The sequence below is a fragment of the Legionella sainthelensi genome (assembly GCF_900637685.1).
GTDB lineage: Bacteria > Pseudomonadota > Gammaproteobacteria > Legionellales > Legionellaceae > Legionella > Legionella sainthelensi.
The window spans coordinates 2,266,410-2,293,241 of sequence record NZ_LR134388.1 but is presented as its reverse complement, the minus strand read 5'-3'; the positions used below and the strand labels follow the sequence as shown (position 1 = coordinate 2,293,241).

The window sequence follows — 26,832 nt, the reverse complement described above, 5'->3', positions numbered from 1 at the left end:
CTAGTTGAAAAAAATGGATTTTAGATGATTTTATTCTCCTTGTAAACGGATTGAACTACAGCAATTTTAAGTGTTGCTTTTCATTTCAATCGATTTTTCATCCTTAATGTCTGAGGGTATATCTAAAGCGATTAGCACTGTATTTTGTATGTTCATAGTGAGGTCAATGTTGACACTGGCGCCATCATGATTTTAACATTCTTAGTTATCTGACTTGGTATCATCGGCCGGATTTTTAAAATCAGGATGCTACTGACCTTAAGTCTGACAACGAGAGGGAATCTAGAGTGTATAATGCAAAATTTTTCGAAAAACCTATTAATTATGCTCACGATAATTTTCAAACAAATTTAAGTGCGGCGATTGATGTTATTAAACAAAACCAATCAGTTCTTGCAAAAAAAATCTTAGATGTTATTAACTCCAAAAAGATCATAATTCAGTCATTTTTTAATATGAGTAAAGAACATTACGCTGAAATGAGAAAAAATATGAAGAAAGAATATGGAGAGGTTCTCCCAGAAAATTTCCCACCTGATATTTCAACGGTACGAAAAATCGAATCTAAATTGGAAGGTATTATTTATGATGATAAAGTCATTTATATTAGATCACAAAAGAATTCTCAAGATATGGCAAATACCTTAGTTCATGAAATTTGTCACTTTATGAATGCAGGTATGTATACCAAAGAGAAAAAAATAAACCCCACTAATCTGGTGGATTATTGTGATGAAGTAAGAGCTCACACTGGAGAAAAGATTTTTGAAAGGAATGGAAGTTGTTTGAGGAGAAGTGATATAAAACAAATACATAAACAAGTTACAGATTTATACCCTGAATTTTTAGTATCTTATGAAGATGCGTTAGAATTAGGATATATTTACTCGAGTTATGATGGTCCTAAAGATAGAATTTTGCAGCCGTTATCTCTTTAAGATAGTTATTGTAAAAGTTAAGGACTGGATTAGAAGAAATAATAAATCCCAGGTAATAAATCTCAAGGCCTTGAGTTTGAACTTCAGAAATTGTAGGTATCGCAATAAAATTGTGGGATGATAAAGATAAACTGTTGTTGGTAAAGGATATCAATCGAAAAATAGTCCAAGTCAAGACTGCTTTTTAATTTTGTTGTGTTAGAACGGCAAGTATCATCACTTTATGTTCTACACTTTTCTTCTGTGGATATTTTTCATACTAAATATACTTCCCTCAGGTATTTTGACTTAGAGGCCTTGTCCTATAAGGATAGTTCCATTAGTTGATAAAAATACATTATTTTCACTTATGCACATTTTCTGTGGATAAGCTTGTTTATATTCTGTCAAAGCACATATAAAAATAGAGGTTGCTCTAGTGTTTAAATATTGTCCGATTTGCGCTTTGAAATGCGTCATGCTCACTATGACACATTTCTTTCAAGTAGGCTTGAACCAAAACGAATGGTTCTAATATTTTTGGCAAATCCTTGATAGCCTTTGAAATGAGTTTATCTTGTGGGCGCTGGTATGGAATAAAATTTTTGTATTTCTTCAAAATCGCAGCCAGAAATACAGCGAACAGCGGCTTCAACGTCATAATGCCAATCATCCATCAACATCATCAAAACTACTGTATGGTGAGGACCAAACTCTTCTTCATCTATAAATAAGTTTCTTAAATGATCACCGCGTAAGCCGCGTGAATATAAGGCGTTTAAGGCATCCGCGTGTTCATAATTCAAACCCTTGAGTTCTGCAATGGCTTTAGAGTGGCTTAATTGGTATTCTGTTACCAACATTTTCAAAACAAGGATGTGATTTTTGCGTAAATTAGGAACTTTTAATTCCTCTATATGATTAACTGAGAAACCAATGTTTAATAACTCTTGTTCCAGTTCAATTATATGGCTTGGCTTTGGCTCCATTGAAAGGTTTTGTTGAGCACATAATCGCTTCAATTGCTCAATATCGTGTACTAACATAACGGAATTGGTATCAGGGTAAATAAATGCCTTACGTATTTTTATCCAATCCACCATATTAACCAACCGATACCTTCTTCCGGTTAGACTTGTAAAACAGACTTCATCATTTTCAATTGGAGTTAAATCAATAGGGTCTACATCAAGTATAGGGAAATCGTTTGCTAATCCTTGTAATGCAGCAATCAACGTATTTTTTATGTCTTGAAGTTCTTGGTTCGAAATATCCTTTAAATTTCCTTTGATCTTATGAAAGTTAAAGAAACTCAAGGCATAATTTGACAACATGCTATAAATGCCATATCGATTGGCTTGCACTTGCGAAATCTCACCCAAAATGCGTAATAGATTTCCTCTTAATTCATTTAATGGATCTTTATTTACGACTTCGGAGCAGAAAGTATTTTCAGCTAATTCAGCACAGCGCTTTAATTGTTTAAACTCAGTGTATTGATAAAACGAGTTCAAGTAAGATGGGAGTATCATGCAATTACACCATAAATCGCATAATTGTATATATTTAACTCTTTGTGGTCAATGAGTATTCTTTCCACGATATGATTGGCAAATGTATTTCACCTACAATGAATTACATCTGTTGGTATGTACGCCACGTCAATTCTAATCATGTAGTTGTTATCTTGTACTTAGACGATAGCCACTTTGAATTCAGAAACTGATCCGATTAATCAGCTTTTGAATTTCATTTTATTGGTTTGTAAAGTTAACTGCCACATACTTTTTGATAAGTTTCAATCGGAACTTGACATTTTTCTGGTAATGATTTTATTGATTTGCAAATGGTTGCTTTAGCTTCTTCAGCGCTATTAAACGTCCAGCCTGGTTGCTGAATGTAAACGCCTCGAAATAGCTTGCTATAATCGCCAGTGGTATTTGCTAGATTAATACCACCATTTTCCTCACTAATGTTATTTGCATAATTCTGAATAGTGCTTTTTTGATCATCAAATAATACAATACATTCGTTTTTCACATCCGATATGCCACCTTTAGTACCAGAATTATCTTGTGGGCGTACATAATCTTCGTAATAGAATTCAGCGATTGATTCCAACCCTTCATGCTTATAAGGCCAGTTAGTACAAGCATGACTAAAGTTTTCTTTGCAACCCCCACTGTATTGGAATAAAGTGTCACGGTTTACATCACCAGGATGTTCCATTGTTTTTTCCCCATTCCCAATAATATCAATTAAATCAGTAGATTGGTGGTAAGTATTATAAGCAGCATACACAAAATCATAATAGCGATCCCCTAAGTCAGGATGTAAAGTCTCTAAGCTTTTTCCACGTTCTGAAACGCCATTATAAATAGCATTCATTGACACCTGGGCAGAGTCTCTATTTTCACCGGTATTAATTCCAATGCCATACCCCAATTGTTTACAAACGTTTATTGCTTCGAATGACCCGGGTTCCGTTAAAGTACCATCAATATCAAACACGCAGACACCGATAGGGGGCAACAATGTGTATTCCATAGCGCTGGCATGATAACTGAAACCTAATAATGCGGCTGCTAATAAAATTAGTGGTTTTTTCATTAAGTTACCTTATATAGTTGCAATGATTAAAATATGAGTTAAATTAAGAAATTATTTTTTATAATTATTATACTCGATCTTCGCAGTTTAAGGGCAATGAAAGCGATATCCAGCTTCTGAAAAAACCAGCGGTGGCATAGTCATAGCTTCATCTATGTTGGCTTTTACATTTATTGATTGGGAGCACTAGGATTAAATAATCATTATTATCAAATGAAAATTTACCCACACTTTCCATACCAAGCTTTTTATGAGCGTTAATCGAGCGTAAATTTTGAGTAGATATCAAGACAGCATATAAATCTAATTCAGGACGTTCATTCACTAAAAATTCTGAGAGTTCATTATAAAGATTAAAAAATATACCTTGGCCTCGATAGTCTTTGTCAATGCAAACAGGCCCTGAAATTGCTATGTTATAAGTTGACAGTAACCTGTCTTGATAAATAATATGGGGGAAACAATCAAGCATGGCGGCGACTAAAGGTACATTTTTATTGTATCCAACAGACCCCACACAAATATAACCACAAACACTATCTTTATCTTTGCAAATGAAGACACAAATATCCTGATCCATAGACTTTAATTGATCAACTGAAAAAGCTCCAGAAAGATAGCCATCAGTTTTTTCTGTTGGGGTTAAAACGGAAGCTAGATTTCTATTCTGCAGGGTGACTATTTGTTCAAAATCACTTGAAAGAGGTCTTTTATATTCCATAATGCTTATCTCCTACAAATAAAAAGAAATAACAAAGTATTTAAAAAAATACTTTCTGCATCTTTATTGATTATTGTAAAGACTAGCATAAATTGAGTTATTTTCTAAATCTGTCTATCGTAAAGTTAGGTTGATGGAGCTTTTTGTAGAGATTCAGAATAAATAATGGGGTGTTTACCTAATTAAATATAAAAAATTGACCAACGGCTAAGCACCTAATCAAGCAATATCAATTGCTCAAATTATCGAATAAAATTAAATGCCCAAGAAAACAAAAATTATAATAAACAATCAATTGAGAAGGGGACCGGAGTGCATTTAAAGAGGTATTATTTGTAGGATGCCTCTGTTGCTTCAAAATTATTCTCAGCGATAATTATTGCCTCCATATTTTTTTCGGTCCATGTCGTGAGCAAGTTAAGGATATTACCTAATTCCTTACCTAATGTTGTTAATGAATATTCAACTTTCATAGGTAATATTGGGAAAGATTCCCTGTTTATAAATCCAAAACGTTCCAATTTATTGAGCGTTTGGGCTAACATTTTAGAAGAAACTCCATTCACTTCACGTTTTAATTCTCCAAATCGGTACGTTTGTTTTAACAATAGATTAATTACTAAAATTGACCATTTATCACTAATTCCCTCAAGAACATTATGAGAGGGGCATCTTTCACTGTAGACACTAAATTTTTTTAGAGACATTCTGTAACCATAATAAAAGTTAAAATGTTTATAAAAACGAATATTTTTTTAACCAATTAAGGCACTTTAATTGAGACAAACACGAACTACAAGAGTGGTCATTAAAATCATGTGTTTTTTTCTTGATGATTAAACACTTTTGGCGTTGTTTATTAGCTTATCTGGTTCTTGTAAGGGAACAGGAGCGAGTTCACATTCTTGGTGAATCTTCTGTATTTTATGCTTCATAGTACTGAATTTATTGCTATTACTTTCTGTTGCTAATAATATATTTCGAATTTTTGTAGCGCATTCGGGTACGCTAATATTTCTTTCAGCTTCAGTTGCGAGTGCGTCATGGTTTTCTACCGCCTCCTTAAGTGCTGCGAATGTTTTTCTATAACTTGAGCTAAATATATTTAAAATCCAATGGGTGAAACCACTGGACTTGTTTATTACTTCTCTGGCATGTTCAATTATAAGCTTATCTGTTTTAGATTTAATTTGATTGGAAATCATAGCTCCTTTATGTAGATGACCAAAGTCATCTTTGATTTTATTTGTTGCTTCGATTTGTTTCTTTATTGCGCCCTCTAGGTAATCGATTTTTTGTATTATATTTAATTCACTGTAATTCTCAGGTTTTTCCCCATACAGCTTTATGCCTTGTTGATAAACTGCTTCAACATATTGGTCCAGGGACTGGGATATTTCTGTAATATTTATTTCTGGATTTTCAAGTTTGTTTATAGATAGGGCAATAGTCCTTATTTTTTCTAGTTCAGTTTGATAACCAGTTAATGCATGGATTAAGGCTTGAGCATGTTTTTGAATCTCCTGCATTGGCTTATGACTATCTCTAGTTTTAATAGATTGTTGAAATTGTTGTTGACTACCAATCCACTCGTCTATAGAGATTTCTTGTAAGGTGCTGTCAAGTTGATTTAGTTCTTGCGCTAATTTTTGAATTTGTGTTTTCTGGTTTGTAAAAGACATGAGCGATTGTTGAAGGTCGGATTTAACCTGAGTATTTGCCGTTTCTATTTCTTTGCTGTGCAATATTTCTTCCAGCCTGGGAGGTCCCCACGGGTTAAGTTTTTTATTTAAATAGCTACCTACTGAACTTCTGGCATGAGTTAATAAGTGTGCTCGTTGTATTGAGTGAGGCTCCAATCCAAGATCATCACATAGTTGGTTCATTTTTTTTCATTAGGATAATTTATCCAAAATCGTTCCATATTTAATGGATTTTGATCCATAAATTTAGAAAATATGGCCATACGTTTTTGCTTTTCATGAAAGGGTATTCTGCGTTCATCATATTTTTGCTGTATATTTTCGAGAGCCATACTAAGACTAGGAGCCGCTCCTTTTGATTCTTGTAGCTTGGCTAAGACATCTGTTGTGGTTTTAACCTGATAAGGTGCCATAAATTCTTTAACAGATTTCAGATCTTTTGATTGTGCTTCCTCTGACTCAATCCAACTTTGTATGGCTCGAACAAGGCTTCTATTTTCTTGTAATATTTGTTTTACTGAGTCTGAAGCCTCCCTTAATAAAGGTTCAATGTGTTTAGGGTTATTTTTTAGTAAGGCAGATACAATAAATTTTTGTTGACTTGATAAGTCGGTAGTTTTACTAAGCGCCTCTAAAGCAAACTCTAGATGATTTCCTAAAAATGTAGCAAAAGTTTCTGCTACACGTGTAGTAAGAGATAAGGTATCAATAAGAAAAGGATTTTCTTTAAGGAGGCTTAGAGCAATTGCGGGTTGCTTATCAAGAAGTTCAGACAATAATCCATTATCCTGCGAATAATAGCTCAAAGCGAATTGGGGTGCTTTCAGCATCAATGTTTTTTTCGTTTCGGCTAGGACTGTGAACGCATTCGGAATTTTGCTTTCGACTCTTGATTTATTTTCAGTGAGTTTCGTTTCTAATATGTTGACCAATGTAGTCGCTGCGATAACAGTTTCTGAAAACTCTTGGCTGCTAGGCTTATTGGGTTCTAAATTTTTAACCCATCCTTCTATACCACCTAATAATTTATTAATCACTTCCTCATTTATTGAGATACCACTCAAGGATAAACCACCAAATCCTTCTACCCAACCTTGATTTAACCCTTCAATTATTTTATCAAGATGTTCTTGCTCAGCGTTATCTTGACCTATTTTTTGTTTACGAAAGGCCGCTAAAGCGCCAATTGCGAAAACAGTGGTCCAGGTTCGTTTCTTTCCAGAGCTTTCTTCTAATTCAACAAAGAGTTCGCCACCATTTGACGACGCTTCGGTGGTTTTTTTTAAAGTATCTCCATTTAGATCTTTTGATTGTTTATCAATAAATCTACTCAAGCTCGTGGTGATACCCTGTATGTATAAGGGAATGCCTCCATCATTTTTGGTTGTGCCTTTATATGTTTGTAATTGGAGTGCATATTTATTTAAAAATACGTCATTAAATTCTTCGGCAAACATATCAATCATCAAATGAGTTTATTATTAATATAGACCAATATGATTAAATTTTAATTAATTCTGAAATTATATAAGTAAATTTAATTCCTTTATTGTGGCACGAAAAAGCTTTGTTACTGAGACTCCCTCCTTAAACCAATGATTCTGCCATTGAACCATTTAACAAAATGCGCTACATTTTTTAAAAATTAGAAAATCACAATACAAGGATTGTCTGTGATGATGCAAACCATAATTTCCTATTACTTGAGATCATTAAGTATAAAAAGGAGATGGATTCAACTTTTATTTATTTTTTCTTTCTCCCTATCTTTTTCCTATGCAGAGCCATTACGTTCACTCACAGTGGCTACGGAAATTTTTAACCCTCCTTTTATTATGCAAGGAGCCAACAATCAATTATTTGGTTTTGATATAGAAATGATGGAGGATATTTGCAAAACCATACATCGCCATTGCCAATATCATTCCGGATTTTTCGAAAACACTATCATATCAACGATAGAACAACATGAAGCAGATATAGGGATTGCGTCGATTACAATCACTTTAGACCGAAGTCAGCGTGTTAGTTTTTCCATTCCCTATCTTCCAAGCGAGGCTCAATATCTTGCATTAAAAAAATGGGCAACTGTGCCTTTTTCAAAAGATGTGTTTAATGGAAAAAAAATAGGTATTCAAGTTGGCACTCTTTTTGAAAAAGTTATCAATGATTCAGGTTTCTCTAATGTTGAAATTGTAAATTATAGGTCAACTCCAAAGCTTATTGAGGCATTGAGCAATGGGGATATTGATTTTATTTTGCAAGATGCATTGTCAGCTCAGTATTGGGCTACCCAAATGCCAGTTTTTGCGCCATTTGGAAAAGCGTTTTCCATTGGATATGGATTTGGAATCGTGGTAAATAAAACCGATAACGAATTATTACAACAGATTAACAATGCTTTGCTTGAGTTTGAAAAAAATGGTGGGTTTAAAAAAACTTATAACAGGTATATTGGCGGAAGTAATGTCGAAAATTTTTCGATAATTACAAGTGATTTATTTGCTTATGGAGCATAATCATTAAGCTTTTTAGAGCGTACCTGGAAGAGGTTTCCGATAAATTCCTATCAAAAGAAAATATAATGATCAAATATACGGAGTGGTAACGATTGTTGTAAGTGGCTACCCGCAACAATCGAGTTTTGTAATGCATGCTGCGCATCAATTTGTCCAAAATTTATAGTCATTAAAGTGTTCGTATATAGTAGACCTATTTCAAATCCTACACTATAAGTGATTCGATAGATTTGATCTCTCGCTACGATGGTAAGAAAGAGTGGATAGTGACAACGATGTGATATATTTAATTGAATTTAAGTAAAAGTTGGCGTTGAGGTTAGTTTATGGTTAAACAAATCATGCACCATTCTATACTAACAGAGATCAAAGCAAATCTGTTACTTAGTTTACCCTTAATGGCGGCCTGGATAATTCATTCACTCGGGCCTTTTGCAGGCACTGCTATGATTGCTCATTTAGGAAAAGATGCATTAGCAGCTAACGTTTTAGTGGCAACAATCTGGATGGCGGGCATCACATTCTGGTTTGGTCTTTTTCACGCTGTGAGTATCTTAATCCCACACCAAATGGGAGCTAATAATAATGAAGCAATCAGTCAAATCATGGGACAGGCTTTATCATTGAATTTCTTTTCGTGGTTTCCGATGATAGGGCTATTGTGGGCAATCCCTTTTTTAGTGCATTGGAGCGCTCCTAATCAAGAAATATTAAAGTACGCCACCGAGTATTCACATGCGCTTATGTTTGCGGTTCCGGGGGTAATTACACTTGCGATTATAGGCCATTTTTTAGTGGGAATTGGCAAAACGAAAATGAGCTTATACATCAGCTTAATTGAAATTCCGCTTGAAATTATATTTATTTATGTTTTTGTTTTTGGGAAATTCGGTGTCTCTGCTTTTGGTATTGCAGGAGTAGGTTACGGATTGGCATTTTCCTTCACATTAACCAACATAGTTATTCTTATTTGTTTATATCGTGCAAAATTTGCAAAACCATTTAAGATTTTTCAACATATAGGCACAATGAATTGGGCTTCTTGTAAAGAAATGTTAAGAATTGGTTTACCTATCGGCTTTACCTATTTTATCGAATTAGTTGGATTCACAGTTGTCACTTATTTTGTTTCTCGATTTAATAATACAGCGCTTGCTGCTCATCAAATCATTTTGCAATTTGAGGGGGTTCTTTTTAATATTCCTCATGCTATATCTCAGGCAATTACAGTTCGTGTTGGAATCAATGTAGGACGAATAGATAAAACAGGCGTGATTTATGCAAGTTATGTTGGAATTGTGCTCGGATTTCTCATTTCATTAGGAATTTTTTTAGTGTTGATATTATTTCCTAAAATAATGATCAGTATTGATTTCAATATTGATGAGCACCCAAAAATCGTTCAAATTGTTACACCACTATTTTTTATTCTGGGAATATATCAAGTTGTTGATTCCATTCGTGTTTTGGAGGCTGGTGTATTACGTGGATTAAAAGATACAAAATTTACGATGTACGTAAACATATTTTGTTTTTCAATTTTAGGAGTTCTATTAGCCTATTTAATCGGAATTGTATTTCATCATAATGTACAAGGTATCTGGTATGGTTTAACTTTTGGAGTCATGTTATGTGCAATGACGCTCTTCTTTCGATTAAAAAAAATAATAAAAAATGCGGACTTATCTCAGCTCTTAAAAATTTATTAGAGACTTTATTTAATCTTAGTGATTCCAAACTCATTTAAATTAGCAATCTATTCGGTGTTCATGGATATAAAAATTTAATATGTATCGTCTAAAATAGTAACCATGATAATAATGTTTCCTTAAACCACAGCGATAATTCTTCGTGTTTCAGTGAGCAGTATGCCATGCAGATATAAACCTATTGATCTGCTTGTTCTGAAGGTCTTTCTTGACAGAAAAATTTTCAACAGCTGATGTATTTTTATTATTACCTATTGCATGAGCATCTATGCTCGAAAAACTTTATAAAAAGTTATTTTGTTGTTTTGGTTTTGGACAAGATTCAAAACGATTATTTTGATAAAAATCATGTTTCTGTTTTTTATATTTAAAGAATCGTTGCGGCGCGTAACCTGGATTTTGAGGTGTTGGTTTAATGCTATTTTTTCTTTCTTGCTTTAAAAAAGTGTTAATTTCATTTGCATTCGATTTGGCTTTTTGACATGAAGGGATAAAACCTTCATCTGTTTTAGCAAAAAGAGCTTGAGAATAGATGTGCATAGGCAGTTTTTTTAATTCATTTAAAAAGAAGACAAGTGTATTAACAGAATTACTATTTGCTGCTTGATGAAGCGGGGTAAGGCCTGAATTAGTAGGTTGTATTAACAAGTTAACATAATCATTTTTTTCCATTCCTTGGTTAATGACCGCATGGTCTAGTTCATCAAGGTAGATTTTAACGTTTTCAGGATTGCCTGCTTTAAGTACATCATGGAGGGGGGTGAAGCCTGCGTTAGTGGGTTTTATTAACAAGTGTATATAATCGTTTTTTTCCATCCATTGGTTAGTGACTGCATGACGTATCTCATTAAGGTAGATTTTAACGTTTTCAGGATTACCCGCTTTAAGTACATCATGGAGTGGTGTGAAGCCTGCTTTATTGGGATTTATGAGTAAGTCGATGTAATCGTTCCTTTCCATCCATTGGTTAGTGACCGCATGGCGTACTTCACCAAGGTAGATTTTCAGGTTTTCAGGAGTACCTGCGTTAAGTACTTGATGCAGCGGTGTGAATCCATCATGACTTTCTTGAAGAAGGAGTTTTGTAATGCATCTACTGCCTAATGAGTTGGCTTTGCAGAGTAACCGTTGCATGAGAAATGAACACTTTCTTCCTGCGTTGTGTGGTGCAATTTCAAATGACAGATGTAAAATATCATTGAGATGACTATAGCCATGGATGCTGAGTTCAAGTAATGAAGCTTCATCCAATGCTTTAATTGCATGCTTCACATGAGTTTTATTAAGAGGAGAGGCGTCATTATCATGAAGATAGGATAAAATGGCTGTATGAACATTATGAGCTTTGGGGCTGCGATACATAATAAAAACTTAAATTTTATAATGGATGAGTTGGGTGCAAATTTTATCATTGGTTTATTTTGAGGGCACTGTTAAAAAATAACAGTGAGGTAGTCTCGCAGCTCGTATATCAGTATATTTTATCAAACCCTAGATTATTTAAGAGTATCTGTTTGAAATAGAGGCTCATCCATAGCTCTTCAAACTTACTCTCCCGCGCAAAGAAATTTGCTGTGTTATACTCAAATAGTAAGTGATCAATATTATCAACGTTTTTAACATATTATTTGAAATGCAAAACTTAATTTCGGATGATTTTCGAAAAGAGCAGAAGCTTATAAAGATTTCTATTGCCCTCACTACTGTTATGGGATTAATAGGGATCCTTATTGGAACACATATTGATTCTACCGCGATTACCATTGATGGAATGTATTGTTCGATAGGGATTTTTAGCACCTATTTGATTTTTCTGGCCAGTCAGAAAATGAACTTACATTATTCTAAAAAATTTCAGTTTGGGTACTATAAACTTGAACCACTAGTGATTCTAGGTGAAGGTGCATTGATTATAGGTTCTTGTGCTTTTGCTTTAACCTCTGCTATAAGAGACATCATTCATTTACATTATGTCAAAAATTTCCTTTTGCCGGCTTTTTATCAAGGGATCGCTGCTTGTGCATGTTTCTTGATGGCATTTCTTTTTTATCGTTTCGCAAGACCCAGGAATAATCAGTTGTTATTATCCCAAGGGCTTGTGTGGTTTATTGATGGGTTACAAAGTATTATGTTGAGCATTGCATTTTTTTTGGGTGTCATCCTTAATGGCACTGCATATGCTTTTATTATTCCTTATATTGATCCTGTGCTGGTGATCTGTTTAATTTTTATCATCATACGCGAACCGATTAAATTATTGAAAATTAATTCCGAGGAGCTTTTGGATGTAATGTCCGATCAGCAATTGGGCAATAAAATTGATCGTATTGTTTACAAACATTTCAAAGAGAGGAATTTAGATAAATTTATTACGAAAATATTCATAAGAAAAGCAGGAAGGGCTATTTTTGTCCATATTATTATATTGCCTGAAATCATGCTCCCACTTACTTCATTACGACAAATAAAAACAGAACTTATAGAGAAATTAAATCAACCCTGCCTTTACTTATTTATTTCTATATAGATTTGCATATCTTGCGAGTTTATTTTCTTAGGCGGCGTATACACCAGTATTATTTATACCTCTGAGTTATCCGGCATTAACCCCTTTGAATACCTAATTGCACTTCAGGTTTATAAAGACCAAATTGTTAAAGAACCCAAATCTTGGCTTCATCAAGGTCGGTGAAGCTCAATAGCACAAACATCACTTTGTTCCCACATGGTCGGCATAGGAACCACAGGAAAACGTTCTTTTACCTCAACACATTGAATAGCAACATTCTCATTGGGAAGTAGTGCTGATGTTTAATGCTCTGCAGATTTTTCAATGGTGTAATCATTCAAGATCCCTTTTACTTGCTCCCACAGATAATCTGGGATTTTACTTTGTTTTATGCATGGTGTTCACCAATGAGCAAATGCCTCTTTAACCAATGTGAGTATCTATTTCTTTATGTTGCCTCTTGAAATTGCTGAGGCTATAGGCTAGCGAATCATGCTGTCATTAGTCACACAGGCTTGCCGAAAGGGCCGAGTAATTTTAGTAACAACAAGCTCTAGAGATTAAAAAATTATTATCAGAGAAAATAATATTAAGCCTCGCTCTTTGCTATGTAGCTCGGTTTAGTTTAGGCGTCTCTCGATATTTTCGTTTTGGGATGTCCTAGGTAAAATTAGGATTCTCGGCACGACCAGAAGAGAGGGCATTTGTGCAGTAATTTCTTTGTTTACCTAAACGGGCGTATTGTCATCGTTGATGAGGATTGTTTTACGGGAAAAACGATTGAATTTGTAAAAAAACACTACATAAAGAGCATCTTGTCGAAGAGTTTTATGTTTCAACTACAGGACAAGCAAAAAATGAAATCTCAGAACTCATTGATTTGCGAGATTTTATTGTGGGGTCTTATTATGGTGGACTTGTTGTCTTACTCCCCAATGAAAAGATAGCTAGAGCTCCTTATATTTACCCTTTTGTGTTACTTTCTCTAAAGTATCATTGCCCAGCTGAAGCGAATTTCAATTTTTCTCTAGAAATTTGGAAATTTAACAGAGAGTTTTTTAGTGGTTGTCTTGAAAATTTATTAATAAAGCATTGTGATAAAGCCGTTTGTGAATTTGGCAACCTACTTAGGGTTTTCTACAGATTGTTCTCTTCGAGAGTTTTGTGATTTCTATGTAAAACAATTTAATCGATTAGAATAATGATTATATTCGAACAGCCTGCTTAACAATAAACACCGCGGGCACTAAAATCAATTTTTTACTATTTTTTCACTTTTTTTATGGGCTTTAAGGGTAGAGGTCAACCAAATGATCAACAGACCAAGAGCAGCTCCTGTTAAAGTTCCAACTCCTCTGGATTTTAGGCTACCGATAATCGCTCCCAAACCCATCCCGATGATAATTTCTAGATTTATCCAGAAGGATGCAGATAATATTTGCACGATATTATCGTGCGATAACGCAGGATAATTTTTAGTCTTTTTGTAAATTTTGAACAAGGTTATACTAACAGTAATAGCTCCTCCCAAAAGAGCCCCTGCAGTTAATCCAAAAAGCGCCCCAACCATAATCCCTGGATTAAGATTGAAAACAAAGTTACTGGGAGTGTTGCAAAGCGAGAATGACTCACCTATGAACCCCCCGAGAAAAAACCAATAGCCCCTCCGCAACTGCAGCCAAGAAGTGCACTGATAACTAAGGCAACGTAGAGATTAGGATTACGAACAAGTTTCTCAATCCAGTTTTTTAATAACAGAATCTTTTTTTCCTTGCTCATTAAATTTTCCTTTAAAATAATTTATTTTATAATGCTTTCTTAATAGAAGCTACGTTATCATATCAGTTATTCTTTGTTAACAAATATGGGATATGTCAGTAAATAGCGCTATTCATTCAGATCAAATGATGTATAGGCTGATCAACTTCGTGTTGCTTGGTATTCCTTTATTTTTATTAATTGATAGTCCATGGGCAACCCAATTTATTAGTCATGGACAAGATATATGCAATATTATTAGCATTGTCACTTATAGCCTTTTTCTTTTTTATACTCGAGGAAAACTGTATTGGTTGATTTTATTAATGACTTTATGTGGCTTGGCTGGTGAAATTTTTGGCTCTTTGATTCTAAGACTTTATGAGTATCGCTTAAAAAATATTCCAGTCTACATTCCTCTGTGTCATGCACTTATTTATGCGACAGTTTACTATACCAGTAAACGTCCCTTTATGATCCGAAACAAAGTAAAAGTGAAACAATGTCTGGCTCAATTTGCTTTTGTAGCGGCCTTTCTGTCGCTATATATGATCCATGATATTGCGGGTTTCCTTGGCTATCTCACATTCCTAATCGTTTTACGTTTTCGCAAAAATACACTTTTTTATTTGTTTATGTTCATGATTGTGTACTATGTGGAATTAATTGGTACTATATTTTATACTTGGTCATGGTATGGGGTCACTGGAGCCCATCCTCATTTTCCCACTATAGGTATTACCCCTTCCGGAGCCGCAATTTTATACGTATTTGTTGATTTAATGGTTAATTCCATCTATTTTTATCTCTTGAAAATTCTACGATTTTTATATCGAATAGTGCCAGAACTTAGGATAAAAGAACTAATGACGCAACAAAACTGAGCAATCTACTATATCGGTTCCAATGTTCTGTAATAGCGAGGACAAAATATTTTTTTCTATCTTTTATTTACTTTAAATTTATGTTGAAAACATTAGGTATTTCTTGATAATGACTTTTCTATAAATCGAATAGTTTTCTAGCTAATCTTAAGAGTATATTTCCTGCTAACAGTGAGATGGTGCAGCGGATGCGGGCTTTCATTGGACTAAGAATGAGTTTGGGTCTCCAGAGACTTGGCCAAAAGCGCTTAAGACAAGTGTACGTATCATTCTTACCGATGTTTATATGGTGGGGCGATAATCTCATTCACCTACATAATGATGGGTATGCCTGCTTTCTTCACTCCAAATATCCAGAAGCATTAGGAGTACCTGCATCATTTGTATGGCCTGCATTTGATTGCGATTCGGTTTGTCCACTTAGGGCCGTATTTGCAAAATCAGTGAAAAAAATATTTGCTCAGCTCAATGATCCTTTTGTCTAAAAAATGAGTAGGTCGCTTTGCCTTTTGCTTTAGCATGATACATAGCAATATCAGCGTTCACAAAAAGGGTTTGAGTATCCGAGCCGTTTTTAGGATACATCGCAACTCCAATACTGATGGATGTTTTGATGAATACATCATCTATCTGAATGGGATCATGAAAAGCAGATAAAATGCGTTCGAAGATTTTAACTAAATCATTATCTTGACGAACCTGTTCAAAAATAAGCCCGAATTCGTCTCCTCCTATTCTTGCAAAATAATCCATTTCGCGCAAATAAGGGGTTATAATTTCAGACAAAGCCATTAATAATTTATCGCCATAGGTATGGCCAAAAGTATCGTTAATCACTTTAAAATTATCAACATCAATAAAACATAAGCCTAATTTGGTTTTGCTCTTGCAAGCTCTAGCTAAAGCATGTTCCAAATAGTCAAAAAAACTCTGTCGATTGGGTAATTTAGTTAATGGATCATAATGAGCCATTTTTATTAGCTTTTTCTCATTGTTCAATCGTTCAGTGATATCACTAAAAATGATAGCTGCTCCTATAACTTTGTGATTTATTATGACAGGGATACAGGTATATTCTACTGAAAGACAACTGTGATCCTTTTTCCAGAATTCAGCTTCTTTTGCGCTAATTATCGTTTGTTCCTGAATGGCTTTATGAATTAATGTGCCCTCAATTTGCTTGAGAGGAGTGGTTTTCTCACACAGAATTTTAATTATGGATTCATTTTTCAATTCGTTACTTGAGTAGCCTAGTAATTTTTTGGCAGCCGGATTAATAAAAGTGATTTTATAATTAACATCTATCCGGAATATACCTTCACCAGCTGCATTTAGCAGTAATAAATTTTTTGCCTTTTCCGTTTTTAGTTGCATCGTTTTTGCATAAGCGAGGTATTGGATTAAATAGCGCTGGCCGTAGAGAATAAATAAAATGATATTCATCAATACACAAAAAAATAAAGTTGTTGTTAAGGCTAACCATGCTTGCCAGGGAAATCGGTTAAACAGAAAATATGGGGATAAAGTTGCATTAATATTCCATGCTAAATCTGCAAAATGTTTTGTGTAAGAGATGTTGAATAATTCGTCAGGATTGTATTTTATGGCTTTATTATAACTCTCAAAAACAGGAGCATTTAAACCCGATGAATTTATTTGGATCGTAAGATTTGAGTAATTTAAAAAATTATCAAAAAACTGATTGAATAACTTAATAAAATCAATCTGTAAAATAGTAAATCCTACAAGCTGATTGGAGCGATAAACAGAGGAAATAATGAGCATTTTGTCAATTTTACCCTTCCTCTCCAAGAGCACATGTATGTTGTTTAACTTATTCATGAGATGGGAGTTTGATGATAAATCATAACCATTAGGGAAAACATCAGGCCCTTTTGAGACAGTAAAAAGAATAGGGTAATACACCGACTTTTTCTTTGAAGAGGAATAGTTTTTAGAGATTTTTTCCAAAATTTCAAGATGATGTTTTTTTTCAAAGTCCTCTTTGTTGATTACTTTAGGTGCCCATTGTATGGATTGGATGATTGAGTTTTCTTGTAATAGTAAAGTTCCTAAACGTTGAAACTCTTCATTATTGATAATGGGTGTTGTGGCCAGAAAAAGTGACGTTGTACTCGCAGTTTCCTTTGTTAGTTTAAGTTTTTCAGTAAGTAGGTTAAATTTATATTGAATCACGGCTGCGAATTTTGATTGTACGTGTTTAAATTCTGAGTATCTATAAAATACATGAGCAATAATTACGATAATGAATGTCAAGCATAAAGGGACCAGGATGGGTATTATTCGGCTTCTCCATAACTTTCTAGGCTTGGCAAATAAAATCAGAAAAACTGGGGTAAAAATTAGCGCACCAATACTGTCGCCTATCCACCAGGTAATCCAGCTCAATGAGAGGTTTTCATAGGATATTACGCCTAAAAAATATAAACTTATGTTACTTATGGTTGCAGCAACAATACAAGAGACTGGACCTGTAAGCAGTGCAAAAATAAGAATGTCCTTAGGGAGAAGTAGGGGGTTGTTTAATCGAACAAAACGTTTAACAAGCCACCAGCCAAATAATGCCTGAAGTGAAGCGCTGGCTCCTGTTATTAACCCAGGGAATAATTTTGAAAAATCAAATAAATCACCAAGATTATTAAATGTTATATAACAATTAAGTATAAATGAAGCAATGAAAATACCAGGTAAAGTTCGCAAATTCCAAACAAGCACAGAACCAAGCGCAATTCCTGATGATGCCCAAATTGTGGTTGCATAACCTGGAGGTACGGCAAGCATAAGGCCTAAAAAGCCGCATAAAATATAGAAAAAAATAACAACCAGATTATATAGAACTATTTTTTTTAAAGCGATTTTTTCTTTCATTTTTAAAAAAGTGGGTGCACTTTTGTATTTAAAAATAGTGTAATCATTTCCTATAATTCTTTTTTAATGTTTAATTAAAGTGTAGTTGAAAAATAGATTTTAATTAAGAAAGCATCACTTTATTGAATTAATGGGTCTTGATAATAGCTTTTTAACAATATAATCCTGCGAAATTAGTTTTTAAAGAGCTGCATCATATCCATCACCTCATTATTTTGATAAAGTTTTCATGACCATCATAATCAATTAAGGATAATATGATTTATGTTTTCAACAAATTAGGCACTTACTTTGTAGGGCTTGTTTATTCATTTATATTGTTTTTACGTTTTATGGGACATTTATATTGCAGCCTTATTAATATGATGATGGGGCGATTGCGTCTCTCGTTGCTTAACATTGTAAGAACAATATATTATGCAGGTGTCAAGCTTGTGATCCCTTTTATGTTAATCAGTACCTTCTTAGGCATTTCAATGGTTATGAAGGTTAATAGCATTCTCACACCGTATAATTTGCAACGCGATGGGCGGATAATCGCACAGAATATTTTAACTCATGATTTAGTGCCTTTTATCATTGGAGTATTGTTATGCATACAAGCCGCCTTAAATTTCATTAATGTAAAAGTAAATGAAGAGGATCTTAATGTCCCTCAACAAGTTGTAGTTAACCATATATTACCTGTACTCATTGGTATTAATATTGCGGGTGGGCTGTTGTATGCTTATGCTATTGCTGCATTTTTTATAAGTATTTATGTTACATATCAATATTTTTTGTATACGAACCTCTATGTACCTATGATACGTATACTCGCTGCGATAACGCTTTACGACGTGGTTTATTCAATTTTAAAAACCACACTTTATTGTACCATTGTCAGCTTAACAATAGGCTATTACTATTATGACATGGCGGTTAGAAATCTTTCATTAAGATTAACTGTATCACGGATGATGACAAGAGGCTTTTTATGGCTCGCGCTGACAGGCCTTTGTTTGAATTATTGGGAATAGGACGGTTATGCATCAAGAACGATATTATACATTCGTGGGTATTTTTGTTGTGGGCGCACTTTGTTTGATGATTTTCGCCACCCGATTTTTGTATAAAGAATACTTGCTAGGAGATCATGATACTTACGTAATGTTTTTTCAAGGATCATTAACGGGCTTAAAGGTTACGTCAAAAGTGACTTATCGTGGGGTTAAAATTGGCGAAGTAAAACGCATTGAAATTGCAGAAAATAAAGATAAAACTGAAGTCGAAATACCAGTTTACGTCGATTTTTATGTTGCAAGAACGTTTGGAGCAAAATACCATCCCGTTGATATTTTAATAAAAAAAGGCTATGCAGCTACGGTGACGCAGACTAACTTTTTGACTGGAGATGCAGAGATTGCCCTAGTTCCATCTACCAAATCTACAGAAATATTTCCTGCCAGGAAAGGTTTTTACAATAAATACTCAATTTTTCCAACGATAGAAAATAAAAAAACAACGTCTTTAACTGATGCATTAACATCAGTTAAAACAACGTTAAATACTATTAATAATTTGCTGCAATCTAAAGAAATTGCCCAGATAATTCAGCAAACTAGGACTATGGCTGAAAGTATTGAAAAATTAGCCAATAATCTTGATCAAAATACAGTACCCTTTATTGCTTATTTTACTCAAGCTTTAACACAATTTTCAAAAGCTGCAAATTCATTTGAAAATTTAACTGATTATTTATCGCGGCATCCCGAATCTTTATTACGGGGTAAATCGTGAAAAATTAAAAGCAATTATGACATTATTTTCGCTTGCTTCCTTAATGCGAATCGTGTCATGACTTACCCTGACAAGAGCGAACAACTTGAGCAATATCTTGTGTCAAATGCGTCAAGTTGCTATTCATACTGGCAATAAGATTTTCTATCGTGATGTTGTTAATTTTTAATCGATAATAAACATCTTTTTTCTTGGCAATATTGTTTTCGTGATAAAGAATGAATTCAGCGCGTAAGATGCTATTGCCTTGCATATCTATGGTGAATTGTTCAATATCAATTTGTAATTGATAGTTTGGTTTGAATTTGGCATTCCATGGTGAACTTTCGACAATTGCACCGGGTAATAAACTCGCTAAATTGGTTGAAATGACGCTTTTTATGTTCTTATCAAGGGTTCCAGCCCATTGATGATACTCTTCTAACTCGACCCGGTTTGGGGAGTAGGAGATCATGACTTGTGGTTTTTCAAGGTAAGCAGGAATGGTAATGTCATCTATGCCTAAGTGTAAGTGCTTATAATAATTTATCTGCTTATTTGGCATAGCGATAGGATGTAACAGATAATACTGAGGTTCTTTGCTCCGAGTACAGGCAACTAAAATAAAGCCTAATATGATGAGACTTATTTTTTTTATCATTGCATTTTCCTTGTAATAACAATTTTAGGTATTGTGCTCAATTATCCTAACGGTGGCTGTTGTATTTCTTAATAGATTCAACTGTTAAATTTAGGATTATATAGATAAACTGTAGGTAAACAAATTCAAAGTGTATCTCGATAACCCGATTGCCAAGAAGAATGCGAAATAAATTAGATTAGTCCTCTAGAAGCTTCGTCCTACTCAATGGCCTATCTATAACACGTGTCAATCATTCTTATAGTGAGCAACAAGAAGAAAAATAGTTATTCATACAAACCTGAGATTTCCTAGTCATCAGCATAAGAAGGTTTAACGCATTTTTAATCACTAATTAATTTAAAAAGATGTGACTCGAACATTGGTTTCTAATGGAAAATTTTCGCTTAAAGCCTATGAATTTTTCATAACCAGATCACGTATTATCTTTCGAAAATTTGATAAATTACTTGGATTATCCTCTTTTGTTGCCAACTTAAGAACTGGTTAATTGACTGTTGCTCTTTATACGTAAGATAATATCTAAAATAAAGTTCGTGGTAATTGGTCTAGTCAATGGGGCATGAGTTGCCTGACTAGATGTGACTTCAATAGCTTACTCGCGAGTTTTGTCATCCATGCTCACTTTTAATGTACGGACACAATATGAAAAAATGCTACTTCATGAATAAGATATTTTTTGTGTTATGGGCTTTTCTCTCTATATCCATAGCGATGGCTTCTACTGCAAGTCCTTTATGGACATTTGTGCCTTTGACTGACACTAATTTAATCATAATTGGAAACAATAAACAAACCGTAAAATATACAGTCACCAACAACTCAAAAAAAACTCACTCGTTGGTGATGACGCCCATACCAGGCATAAGTCAAATAACAAGCGCTGGATATTGTACCAATGTCTTTACGCTAGGATATAAGCAATCTTGTATTTTAGGTTTGTATGTAGATGGAAGCGAGTTGAAAAATAATATAGAGAGTGGACCAGAAGTATGTCAGCGAGGTAATACCCTTCAATGTTATCAGCCTAGTGCGGGAAACTCCCTTAATATAAAAAACATTCAGTCATTATGTGATACAAATTTATGTACCGAGAAACTTTCAGTTTTTAGTGGAGAGAAATCAACTTTTGATAATTACTTTACTATTGTGAATGGTTATCATGTTGGGACACAAGAATATCAAGAATACTTACCCCAAAATGTTACTTTTATTCCAAAAAACTCGCAATCCCCAGCTTTTATTAAATTATCAGCGATCCCTTCCACTGATTTTCCATGCATAGGAAGAGGGTATGTAGATCCCAATAATCGGGCTAAAGTATCTACAGGAACATGCACATACACATCAGGAGCTTTTTATTCATATCGTAACGGTTTTTATGTGAATAAGGATTCTCATGGAAAAAATATTCATCATGGTGGGATAGAGATTAGACTTAGAGTTGAAAAAGATGATCCTAATGTAACAATGGACCAGCTTTATCAAAAAGGAGCGTGGCCTGCCGTATGGATGATGTCACCTTATATAGATGATACCTTTCGCTTTAATTCAGAAACCTTTACACCAAAAAATCTTTGGCCATCTGCTATGGAAATTGATATTTTGGAACTAATCAACGGTGGCTGGACTACAACTACTCCTATTATTGGTTCAATACATTATGGTTATTTAGCAAATGAAACTGCAACCTCATGGAATTATATCAATAATATAGGTGATTATGACAGACAGATAGTGCCTCTATATCCGGTTGCGGATTCATCTAACTGGCATAACTATGGGTTTACGTGGGAGAAAAAAGATGGGATCTCGGTTACTAGTTATGTTCTTGGTTGGTACTATGATGGCATCAAATATACTTCTCTAACTATAACTCGTAAGAAAAGCGAGACAACAGGTAACATGATTTTTAGCGCAGAAAGAGAGGTTAATGGGGAGCAGCAACTCATATGGTGTACAAGCTCTAGCCCAAGATGTTGTACCGTGGAGTCAAACAGATGCAATCTAGCTTTAAATGTACCTATGCCTTTAACAGAGGCGGAAGTTATGTTTGACTCTTTAACAAATGGGTTTGATAATGGCTATTATTTGAACGTTAATCTTGCCGCTGGTGGCGAAGGGATAGGTGTGTATGACCCAAGTATACCTGGTTTCCCTCCTCCTAGTTTTGGACGAGCAAATATGCAAATTAGCCATATCAATCGTTTTGTAATTGGATATTAATTATAAAGGTTGGATTAATCTGTAGGCAACAACTAGCGATTGATCCAAAGTATCTCCTGTGACTTCAGTTTAATGGTATTTCGCGGGCATCATTTTATGGTTTAATTAAATTGTAGTTGCATATATGAGTTTAATTCTTCTTTTGCCACGCTGTTAAAGAGAGCCGGCATTTTTTCATGGATTTGTTCGATAAGGATTTCATCTGTTTTTTCATTGTTTTCAAATAGTATTATTTCATGGGAAGGTTTCTCAAAAAATTTATCCATCTCTTTAGCATATTGCGGGCTTACTTTACTTTCTTTATTTTGAAATCGACTGGTGATAAAACTTTCTCGAAGTCTTGGTGCTACATCAATCATTACAAATTTAAGCTCAGATATAGCATTTAATAATTTAAGTCGGTTTTTATCGAGATACATGGCTTGTGAGATAACAAAACTCTGTGTCGGAGTTTTTTCTTTTTGTGTTTTGATAACATCAATCAAAACATTAACAAATTCATCAATCATGTCTGAGGTCATTTGCTCATCTTCGATTAAACAGTCTAGCATCCTGGGTGTAATGTGTTTATCGCCATCGATATGGAGGATGTTTAGCTGTTCGAGTAGCTTTCCTATGTAACTTTTTCCTGAGCCCGTTTTACCAAACAAAAAATAGATGGTCATTGCTTGCAACCGAGTAATAAATATTTTAGTAAGTAACATACATTAAAATAATGGGAATGTGTATTTTATTTTTATTGAACCCACGTTGGCTCGATTATCTTCGGAATTAAGAGTACTGAAAATGAGTGTTTCTCAAAATAAGTAGTTGTTTTAATATAAATTAAGTAAATTGATTATAGGTGACCAATGCTCCCGAAGAAGTCGTATAAGTCAACATTATTACTCGATCTTGATGAAACAACATTTATTGCACTGGACGAGCTTGAATTTAAGCAGCATGGGAATACTTATGAGAGTATAAGGAAGTTGAAGCGGATTCATTCTCAGCATACGCTTTCAAATTATATTGTAAATAGTGGTTATTATTTTTTGTTATAAATCCTGATAAGCTCAAAACGATGATTGAAAGTATTTATGAAGCAGGCGATGATATCGTTATATTTACCTCAGGATTATGGCTAAGGCCTGTACTTTCTATTATTTCTCAATTATGCAATTTATCAGAAAAAGCCAGTTATCGTTTTAACCAATCTTTATTTCTCAATCCACAGCATGACAGTGAAAAACTGGGGTTACCGCAAAAAAATATTGCCTCACTTTTAAAAGCTTATCGTTTACACGGTCTTTTTCGTCCAGTTCCAGAACTTCGGGATACGCATTTTGTGCTACTCGATAATGATAGAAACCATATAGCGTCTTGTGAGAGTTGCTTTTATCTTGATGGGGTTATTGCTACTACAGATGAAGATGATATGAGATTTTATGATGAAGTTCTTGAGACAATGAAATTAGCGCACAGAGAGGGGACAAGACGTTCTCCATCATCACCGTGCTATTATTATCCAGAAGTTATTTTAAAAACAATGATTCAATTAGGAATTCAAGAGATGGAAGAGGAGAAAGCGAAAATGGGTATTTATTTTCCGCAAACTTAGAGCTGCTTGCTGATTCGACTATTTTTATTATGTAAAGTGACCGGTAAACGGACATCTTTTTCATATTTTTACCCTGGCAATTATGGCACAGAAACCATTTCATAAGGAGTATTGGGGATGAGCGGTTCATCTTATTGGGTGTATATGTTGCTTTGTGAAAACAATTCTTATTATACAGGTTATACTAATAATCTTGGAAAGCGCTACCAGTCTCATGTTGACGGAACCGGTGGATGTAAGTACACGCGAAGTTTTAAGCCACTAAAAATTGCTCAGTTTTGGGAAATCACAGAAGGTAAATTAAAAGCAATGAAAGTTGAGCGGTACATTAAAAAATTATCGCGTAGAGATAAAGATAAAATTGTTCATAATCCCAATTTACTGGATGTAAATTAGACTAGGCTCTTTTGTAAGAGAGATAATAGATATTTTTTAAAACATCTGAGATCCATTCTCTGATCATGAATTAAATGTGGCTGGTTTGTCGACAATAAATGAGTCGATTTTTATTCTTTTGCCTCACAAAAAGTTTATCTCGTACAACATTGTAATAAGGGTTTAAATACAGTCTCTTTGCACTTGAAATGGGTATCAAATTAGTAGGCTTATCATCGATAAAATAGATATGTGAGTATTTTTAAAGTTGTATTTAAAATACATCTTTATTATAATACCTGATATAACTACCGGAAAGGAGGATATCATGTCAGCAATCCATAAGCCTGCAAAAACCTTCAGTGATAAATTTGCCTATGGTCTTGTGAAGTTTTTTCGATTTTTTGCGGACACATTTTTTCAAAAACGTTATGGAAATCGAGCTATAGTACTAGAAACAGTAGCCGCGGTGCCTGGCATGGTTGGGGCTGCCTTATTGCATTTACGCTGTTTAAGAAAAATCAAAAATGATGAGGGTTGGATTAAAACTTTATTGGATGAGGCAGAAAATGAGCGAATGCATTTGATTACTTTTATGCATATTGCCAAGCCTAATTGGTTTGAACGATTTATTATTTTTATAGCACAGGCTATTTTCGTAATTTTATATTTCTTAATGTATGTTGTTTCCTCAAAAACAGCTCATCGTTTTGTTGGTTATCTTGAAGAAGAAGCTGTGATCAGCTATACCCATTATTTACAAGAATTGTATGAAGGGCATATTGAAAATTGTCCTGCGCCCGATATCGCTAAAAGTTATTGGGGATTGTCTTCCAATGCACAATTACGTGAGGTGCTACTGGCAGTGCGTAAAGATGAGGAGGAACATAGGGATGTAAACCATCAATTAGCTGACAAACTGGCAAACGAGCGCACCCTTTTAATCAACCTTGAATTAGAACTAGTTCCTAATAAAACAAATAGTGAATTAAAAATTATCAACAACAAAAAATAAAAGGCGCATCATGAAATCAGAATACAGTGAGTTAATGTGCTATAAACAGACCGAAATTGACAGTCATGGAAAATTGAAGTTTTTTCTGGAAAAGCACAGTACCAAAGAAGGAACGTGGGGCTGGCTTTCTCTAAGAGAGGGGGCCATTGATTTTGTATTCCTAAATGGCCAGGGGCAAGAATTGTCACGTACCCGAATCGATAAACTACATTCCCAATTACTGATTCCCCCTGCAGCATGGCATAAAATTATTCCTGTTAGTGAGCCATTTCATGCAAACCTTGAGTTTTATTGTATGCCTCAACGTTATTTTAATAAAAAATATGGATTGGGTGCTGCGCACAGTGATTTGGTGTATGTTTATCAGGTTTATTTGCGCCATTTACAAGGCTTAACGATTCTTGATGTAGGCTGTGGTTCAGGTAGGAATTTGTTGTATTTAACAAAAATGGGCCATAAGGTTACAGGGATTGATTACAATCAATCGGCATTACAGACAATTCAAGATGTAGTGCAAAAAGAAGTACTCTCTGGGGTCGATTGTATCTTGCATGATTTAAATCACCCCTTAAAGCTTAAAGCAAATTGTTTTGATTTAATGATTGCAACAGTCACTTTGCAATTTTTAGAAGCGCAACGCGTTCCTGAATTGTTAGGGGAGCTTCAAGATGTGACCAATAAAAATGGTTATCATTTTTTAATTTTTCCTATTCAATCAGATCTTTATTCACTCCCGGGTTCCTTCACTTTTTTACCGAAAAAAGAGGAACTTTATCATCTGTATCAAGACCGTGGGTGGTCTATACTTGAATATAAAGAAACAGTAGGCCATCTGCATAAGCAAGATGAACAGGGAAGGCCAATATCTGGTTTATTTGGTTTTTTGTTCGCGCAAAAACGGTAACATATAAAAGCTAAAACATTATTTTCGTAGGAGCGTTTTAAATTTGGTGTAGCTATTACCCGCTACTCTCATCT

Annotated in this window: 25 protein-coding genes; 13 read left to right on the top strand and 12 right to left on the bottom strand. The window is 34.4% G+C overall.

The annotated features are described in order from the left end of the window. The first annotated feature begins 287 nt into the window (after positions 1 to 287). A complete protein-coding gene (locus EL220_RS10095) occupies positions 288 to 938 on the top strand; it encodes a hypothetical protein (RefSeq protein WP_027271941.1) in 651 nt (216 codons plus the stop codon). Between the two features lie 551 nt (positions 939 to 1,489). Here the strand turns inward: EL220_RS10095 and EL220_RS10090 are convergent. The 6 genes from EL220_RS10090 to EL220_RS18945 form a co-directional block, all read right to left on the bottom strand. After that, positions 1,490 to 2,449: a hypothetical protein gene (locus EL220_RS10090; protein ID WP_027271942.1), complete on the bottom strand. Its 960-nt coding sequence runs from the start codon at positions 2,447 to 2,449 to the stop codon at positions 1,490 to 1,492. A 238-nt stretch (positions 2,450 to 2,687) separates the two neighbouring features. Beyond that, positions 2,688 to 3,527 (bottom strand): hypothetical protein, encoded by an 840-nt coding sequence (locus tag EL220_RS10085; protein WP_027271943.1) that lies wholly within the window; start codon positions 3,525 to 3,527, stop codon positions 2,688 to 2,690. A gap of 148 nt (positions 3,528 to 3,675) precedes the next feature. Next, complete coding sequence (locus tag EL220_RS10080; protein ID WP_027271944.1) at positions 3,676 to 4,248, bottom strand: GNAT family N-acetyltransferase; 573 nt, start codon at positions 4,246 to 4,248, stop codon at positions 3,676 to 3,678. A gap of 329 nt (positions 4,249 to 4,577) precedes the next feature. Further along, positions 4,578 to 4,955 carry a winged helix-turn-helix transcriptional regulator gene (locus tag EL220_RS10075; RefSeq protein ID WP_027271945.1) on the bottom strand — a complete coding sequence of 126 codons (378 nt, stop codon included), beginning with the start codon at positions 4,953 to 4,955 and terminating at the stop codon, positions 4,578 to 4,580. Positions 4,956 to 5,084: 129 nt separating this feature from the next. Then, positions 5,085 to 5,993, bottom strand: coding sequence for a hypothetical protein (locus EL220_RS18950; protein ID WP_232002379.1), 909 nt, complete (start codon positions 5,991 to 5,993; stop codon positions 5,085 to 5,087). Positions 5,994 to 6,130: 137 nt separating this feature from the next. Next, positions 6,131 to 7,408, bottom strand: a complete 1,278-nt coding sequence (locus EL220_RS18945; RefSeq protein ID WP_232002378.1) for a hypothetical protein — start codon at positions 7,406 to 7,408, stop codon at positions 6,131 to 6,133. 219 nt (positions 7,409 to 7,627) lie between these two features. On the opposite strand from EL220_RS18945, the gene EL220_RS10065 reads away from it, so the two are divergent. Both EL220_RS10065 and EL220_RS10060 read left to right on the top strand, forming a co-directional pair. Next, positions 7,628 to 8,470, top strand: a complete 843-nt coding sequence (locus tag EL220_RS10065; RefSeq protein WP_051544767.1) for a transporter substrate-binding domain-containing protein — start codon at positions 7,628 to 7,630, stop codon at positions 8,468 to 8,470. A 326-nt stretch (positions 8,471 to 8,796) separates the two neighbouring features. Continuing rightward, complete coding sequence (locus tag EL220_RS10060) at positions 8,797 to 10,179, top strand: MATE family efflux transporter (protein WP_027271947.1); 1,383 nt, start codon at positions 8,797 to 8,799, stop codon at positions 10,177 to 10,179. A 282-nt stretch (positions 10,180 to 10,461) separates the two neighbouring features. Here EL220_RS10060 and EL220_RS10055 read toward each other — a convergent pair whose 3' ends face one another. Beyond that, complete coding sequence (locus tag EL220_RS10055; RefSeq protein WP_027271948.1) at positions 10,462 to 11,541, bottom strand: ankyrin repeat domain-containing protein; 1,080 nt, start codon at positions 11,539 to 11,541, stop codon at positions 10,462 to 10,464. Positions 11,542 to 11,812: 271 nt separating this feature from the next. Here EL220_RS10055 and EL220_RS10050 point away from each other — a divergent pair, with 271 nt between their 5' ends. Beyond that, entirely contained in the window at positions 11,813 to 12,706 is an 894-nt protein-coding gene (locus tag EL220_RS10050) for a cation efflux transmembrane domain-containing protein (RefSeq protein WP_128130881.1), read from the top strand. A 1,234-nt stretch (positions 12,707 to 13,940) separates the two neighbouring features. Here the strand turns inward: EL220_RS10050 and EL220_RS10040 are convergent. Together EL220_RS10040 and EL220_RS18190 are read right to left on the bottom strand one after the other, a co-directional pair. Then, a complete protein-coding gene (locus EL220_RS10040; protein WP_128130880.1) occupies positions 13,941 to 14,219 on the bottom strand; it encodes a hypothetical protein in 279 nt (92 codons plus the stop codon). Positions 14,220 to 14,320: 101 nt separating this feature from the next. Beyond that, positions 14,321 to 14,467: a hypothetical protein gene (locus tag EL220_RS18190; RefSeq protein ID WP_164838761.1), complete on the bottom strand. Its 147-nt coding sequence runs from the start codon at positions 14,465 to 14,467 to the stop codon at positions 14,321 to 14,323. A 92-nt stretch (positions 14,468 to 14,559) separates the two neighbouring features. Here EL220_RS18190 and EL220_RS10035 point away from each other — a divergent pair, with 92 nt between their 5' ends. Together EL220_RS10035 and EL220_RS10030 are read left to right on the top strand one after the other, a co-directional pair. After that, positions 14,560 to 15,330: a hypothetical protein gene (locus tag EL220_RS10035; RefSeq protein WP_051544769.1), complete on the top strand. Its 771-nt coding sequence runs from the start codon at positions 14,560 to 14,562 to the stop codon at positions 15,328 to 15,330. 212 nt (positions 15,331 to 15,542) lie between these two features. After that, positions 15,543 to 15,815 (top strand): hypothetical protein, encoded by a 273-nt coding sequence (locus EL220_RS10030; protein WP_128130879.1) that lies wholly within the window; start codon positions 15,543 to 15,545, stop codon positions 15,813 to 15,815. On the opposite strand, the gene EL220_RS10025 is transcribed toward EL220_RS10030, so the two are convergent. Continuing rightward, a complete protein-coding gene (locus tag EL220_RS10025; protein WP_027271951.1) occupies positions 15,796 to 18,219 on the bottom strand; it encodes a diguanylate cyclase domain-containing protein in 2,424 nt (807 codons plus the stop codon). The genes EL220_RS10030 and EL220_RS10025 overlap by 20 nt on opposite strands. A gap of 257 nt (positions 18,220 to 18,476) precedes the next feature. Here EL220_RS10025 and EL220_RS10020 point away from each other — a divergent pair, with 257 nt between their 5' ends. Next, entirely contained in the window at positions 18,477 to 19,238 is a 762-nt protein-coding gene (locus EL220_RS10020; RefSeq protein WP_232002377.1) for an ABC transporter permease family protein, read from the top strand. Between the two features lie 7 nt (positions 19,239 to 19,245). Beyond that, a complete protein-coding gene (locus tag EL220_RS10015) occupies positions 19,246 to 19,998 on the top strand; it encodes an MlaD family protein (protein ID WP_232002376.1) in 753 nt (250 codons plus the stop codon). 55 nt (positions 19,999 to 20,053) lie between these two features. Here EL220_RS10015 and EL220_RS10010 read toward each other — a convergent pair whose 3' ends face one another. Continuing rightward, positions 20,054 to 20,638, bottom strand: coding sequence for a PqiC family protein (locus tag EL220_RS10010; protein WP_027271954.1), 585 nt, complete (start codon positions 20,636 to 20,638; stop codon positions 20,054 to 20,056). Positions 20,639 to 21,301: 663 nt separating this feature from the next. Between EL220_RS10010 and EL220_RS10005 the strand changes: the two genes are divergently transcribed. Beyond that, positions 21,302 to 22,864, top strand: coding sequence for a glycoside hydrolase family 16 protein (locus tag EL220_RS10005; RefSeq protein WP_232002375.1), 1,563 nt, complete (start codon positions 21,302 to 21,304; stop codon positions 22,862 to 22,864). Positions 22,865 to 22,965: 101 nt separating this feature from the next. On the opposite strand, the gene EL220_RS10000 is transcribed toward EL220_RS10005, so the two are convergent. Continuing rightward, positions 22,966 to 23,529 (bottom strand): zeta toxin family protein, encoded by a 564-nt coding sequence (locus EL220_RS10000; protein WP_027271956.1) that lies wholly within the window; start codon positions 23,527 to 23,529, stop codon positions 22,966 to 22,968. Between the two features lie 398 nt (positions 23,530 to 23,927). Here EL220_RS10000 and EL220_RS09995 point away from each other — a divergent pair, with 398 nt between their 5' ends. The 4 genes from EL220_RS09995 to tehB all read left to right on the top strand — a co-directional run bounded on the left by EL220_RS09995 (position 23,928) and on the right by tehB (position 26,758). Beyond that, positions 23,928 to 24,464 carry a hypothetical protein gene (locus EL220_RS09995; protein ID WP_232002373.1) on the top strand — a complete coding sequence of 179 codons (537 nt, stop codon included), beginning with the start codon at positions 23,928 to 23,930 and terminating at the stop codon, positions 24,462 to 24,464. Between the two features lie 117 nt (positions 24,465 to 24,581). After that, entirely contained in the window at positions 24,582 to 24,860 is a 279-nt protein-coding gene (locus tag EL220_RS09990; RefSeq protein WP_027271958.1) for a GIY-YIG nuclease family protein, read from the top strand. Positions 24,861 to 25,167: 307 nt separating this feature from the next. Continuing rightward, positions 25,168 to 25,854, top strand: coding sequence for an alternative oxidase (locus EL220_RS09985; RefSeq protein ID WP_027271959.1), 687 nt, complete (start codon positions 25,168 to 25,170; stop codon positions 25,852 to 25,854). A gap of 10 nt (positions 25,855 to 25,864) precedes the next feature. Then, positions 25,865 to 26,758: an SAM-dependent methyltransferase TehB gene (gene tehB / locus EL220_RS09980; RefSeq protein ID WP_027271960.1), complete on the top strand. Its 894-nt coding sequence runs from the start codon at positions 25,865 to 25,867 to the stop codon at positions 26,756 to 26,758. Positions 26,759 to 26,832 lie beyond the last annotated feature (74 nt).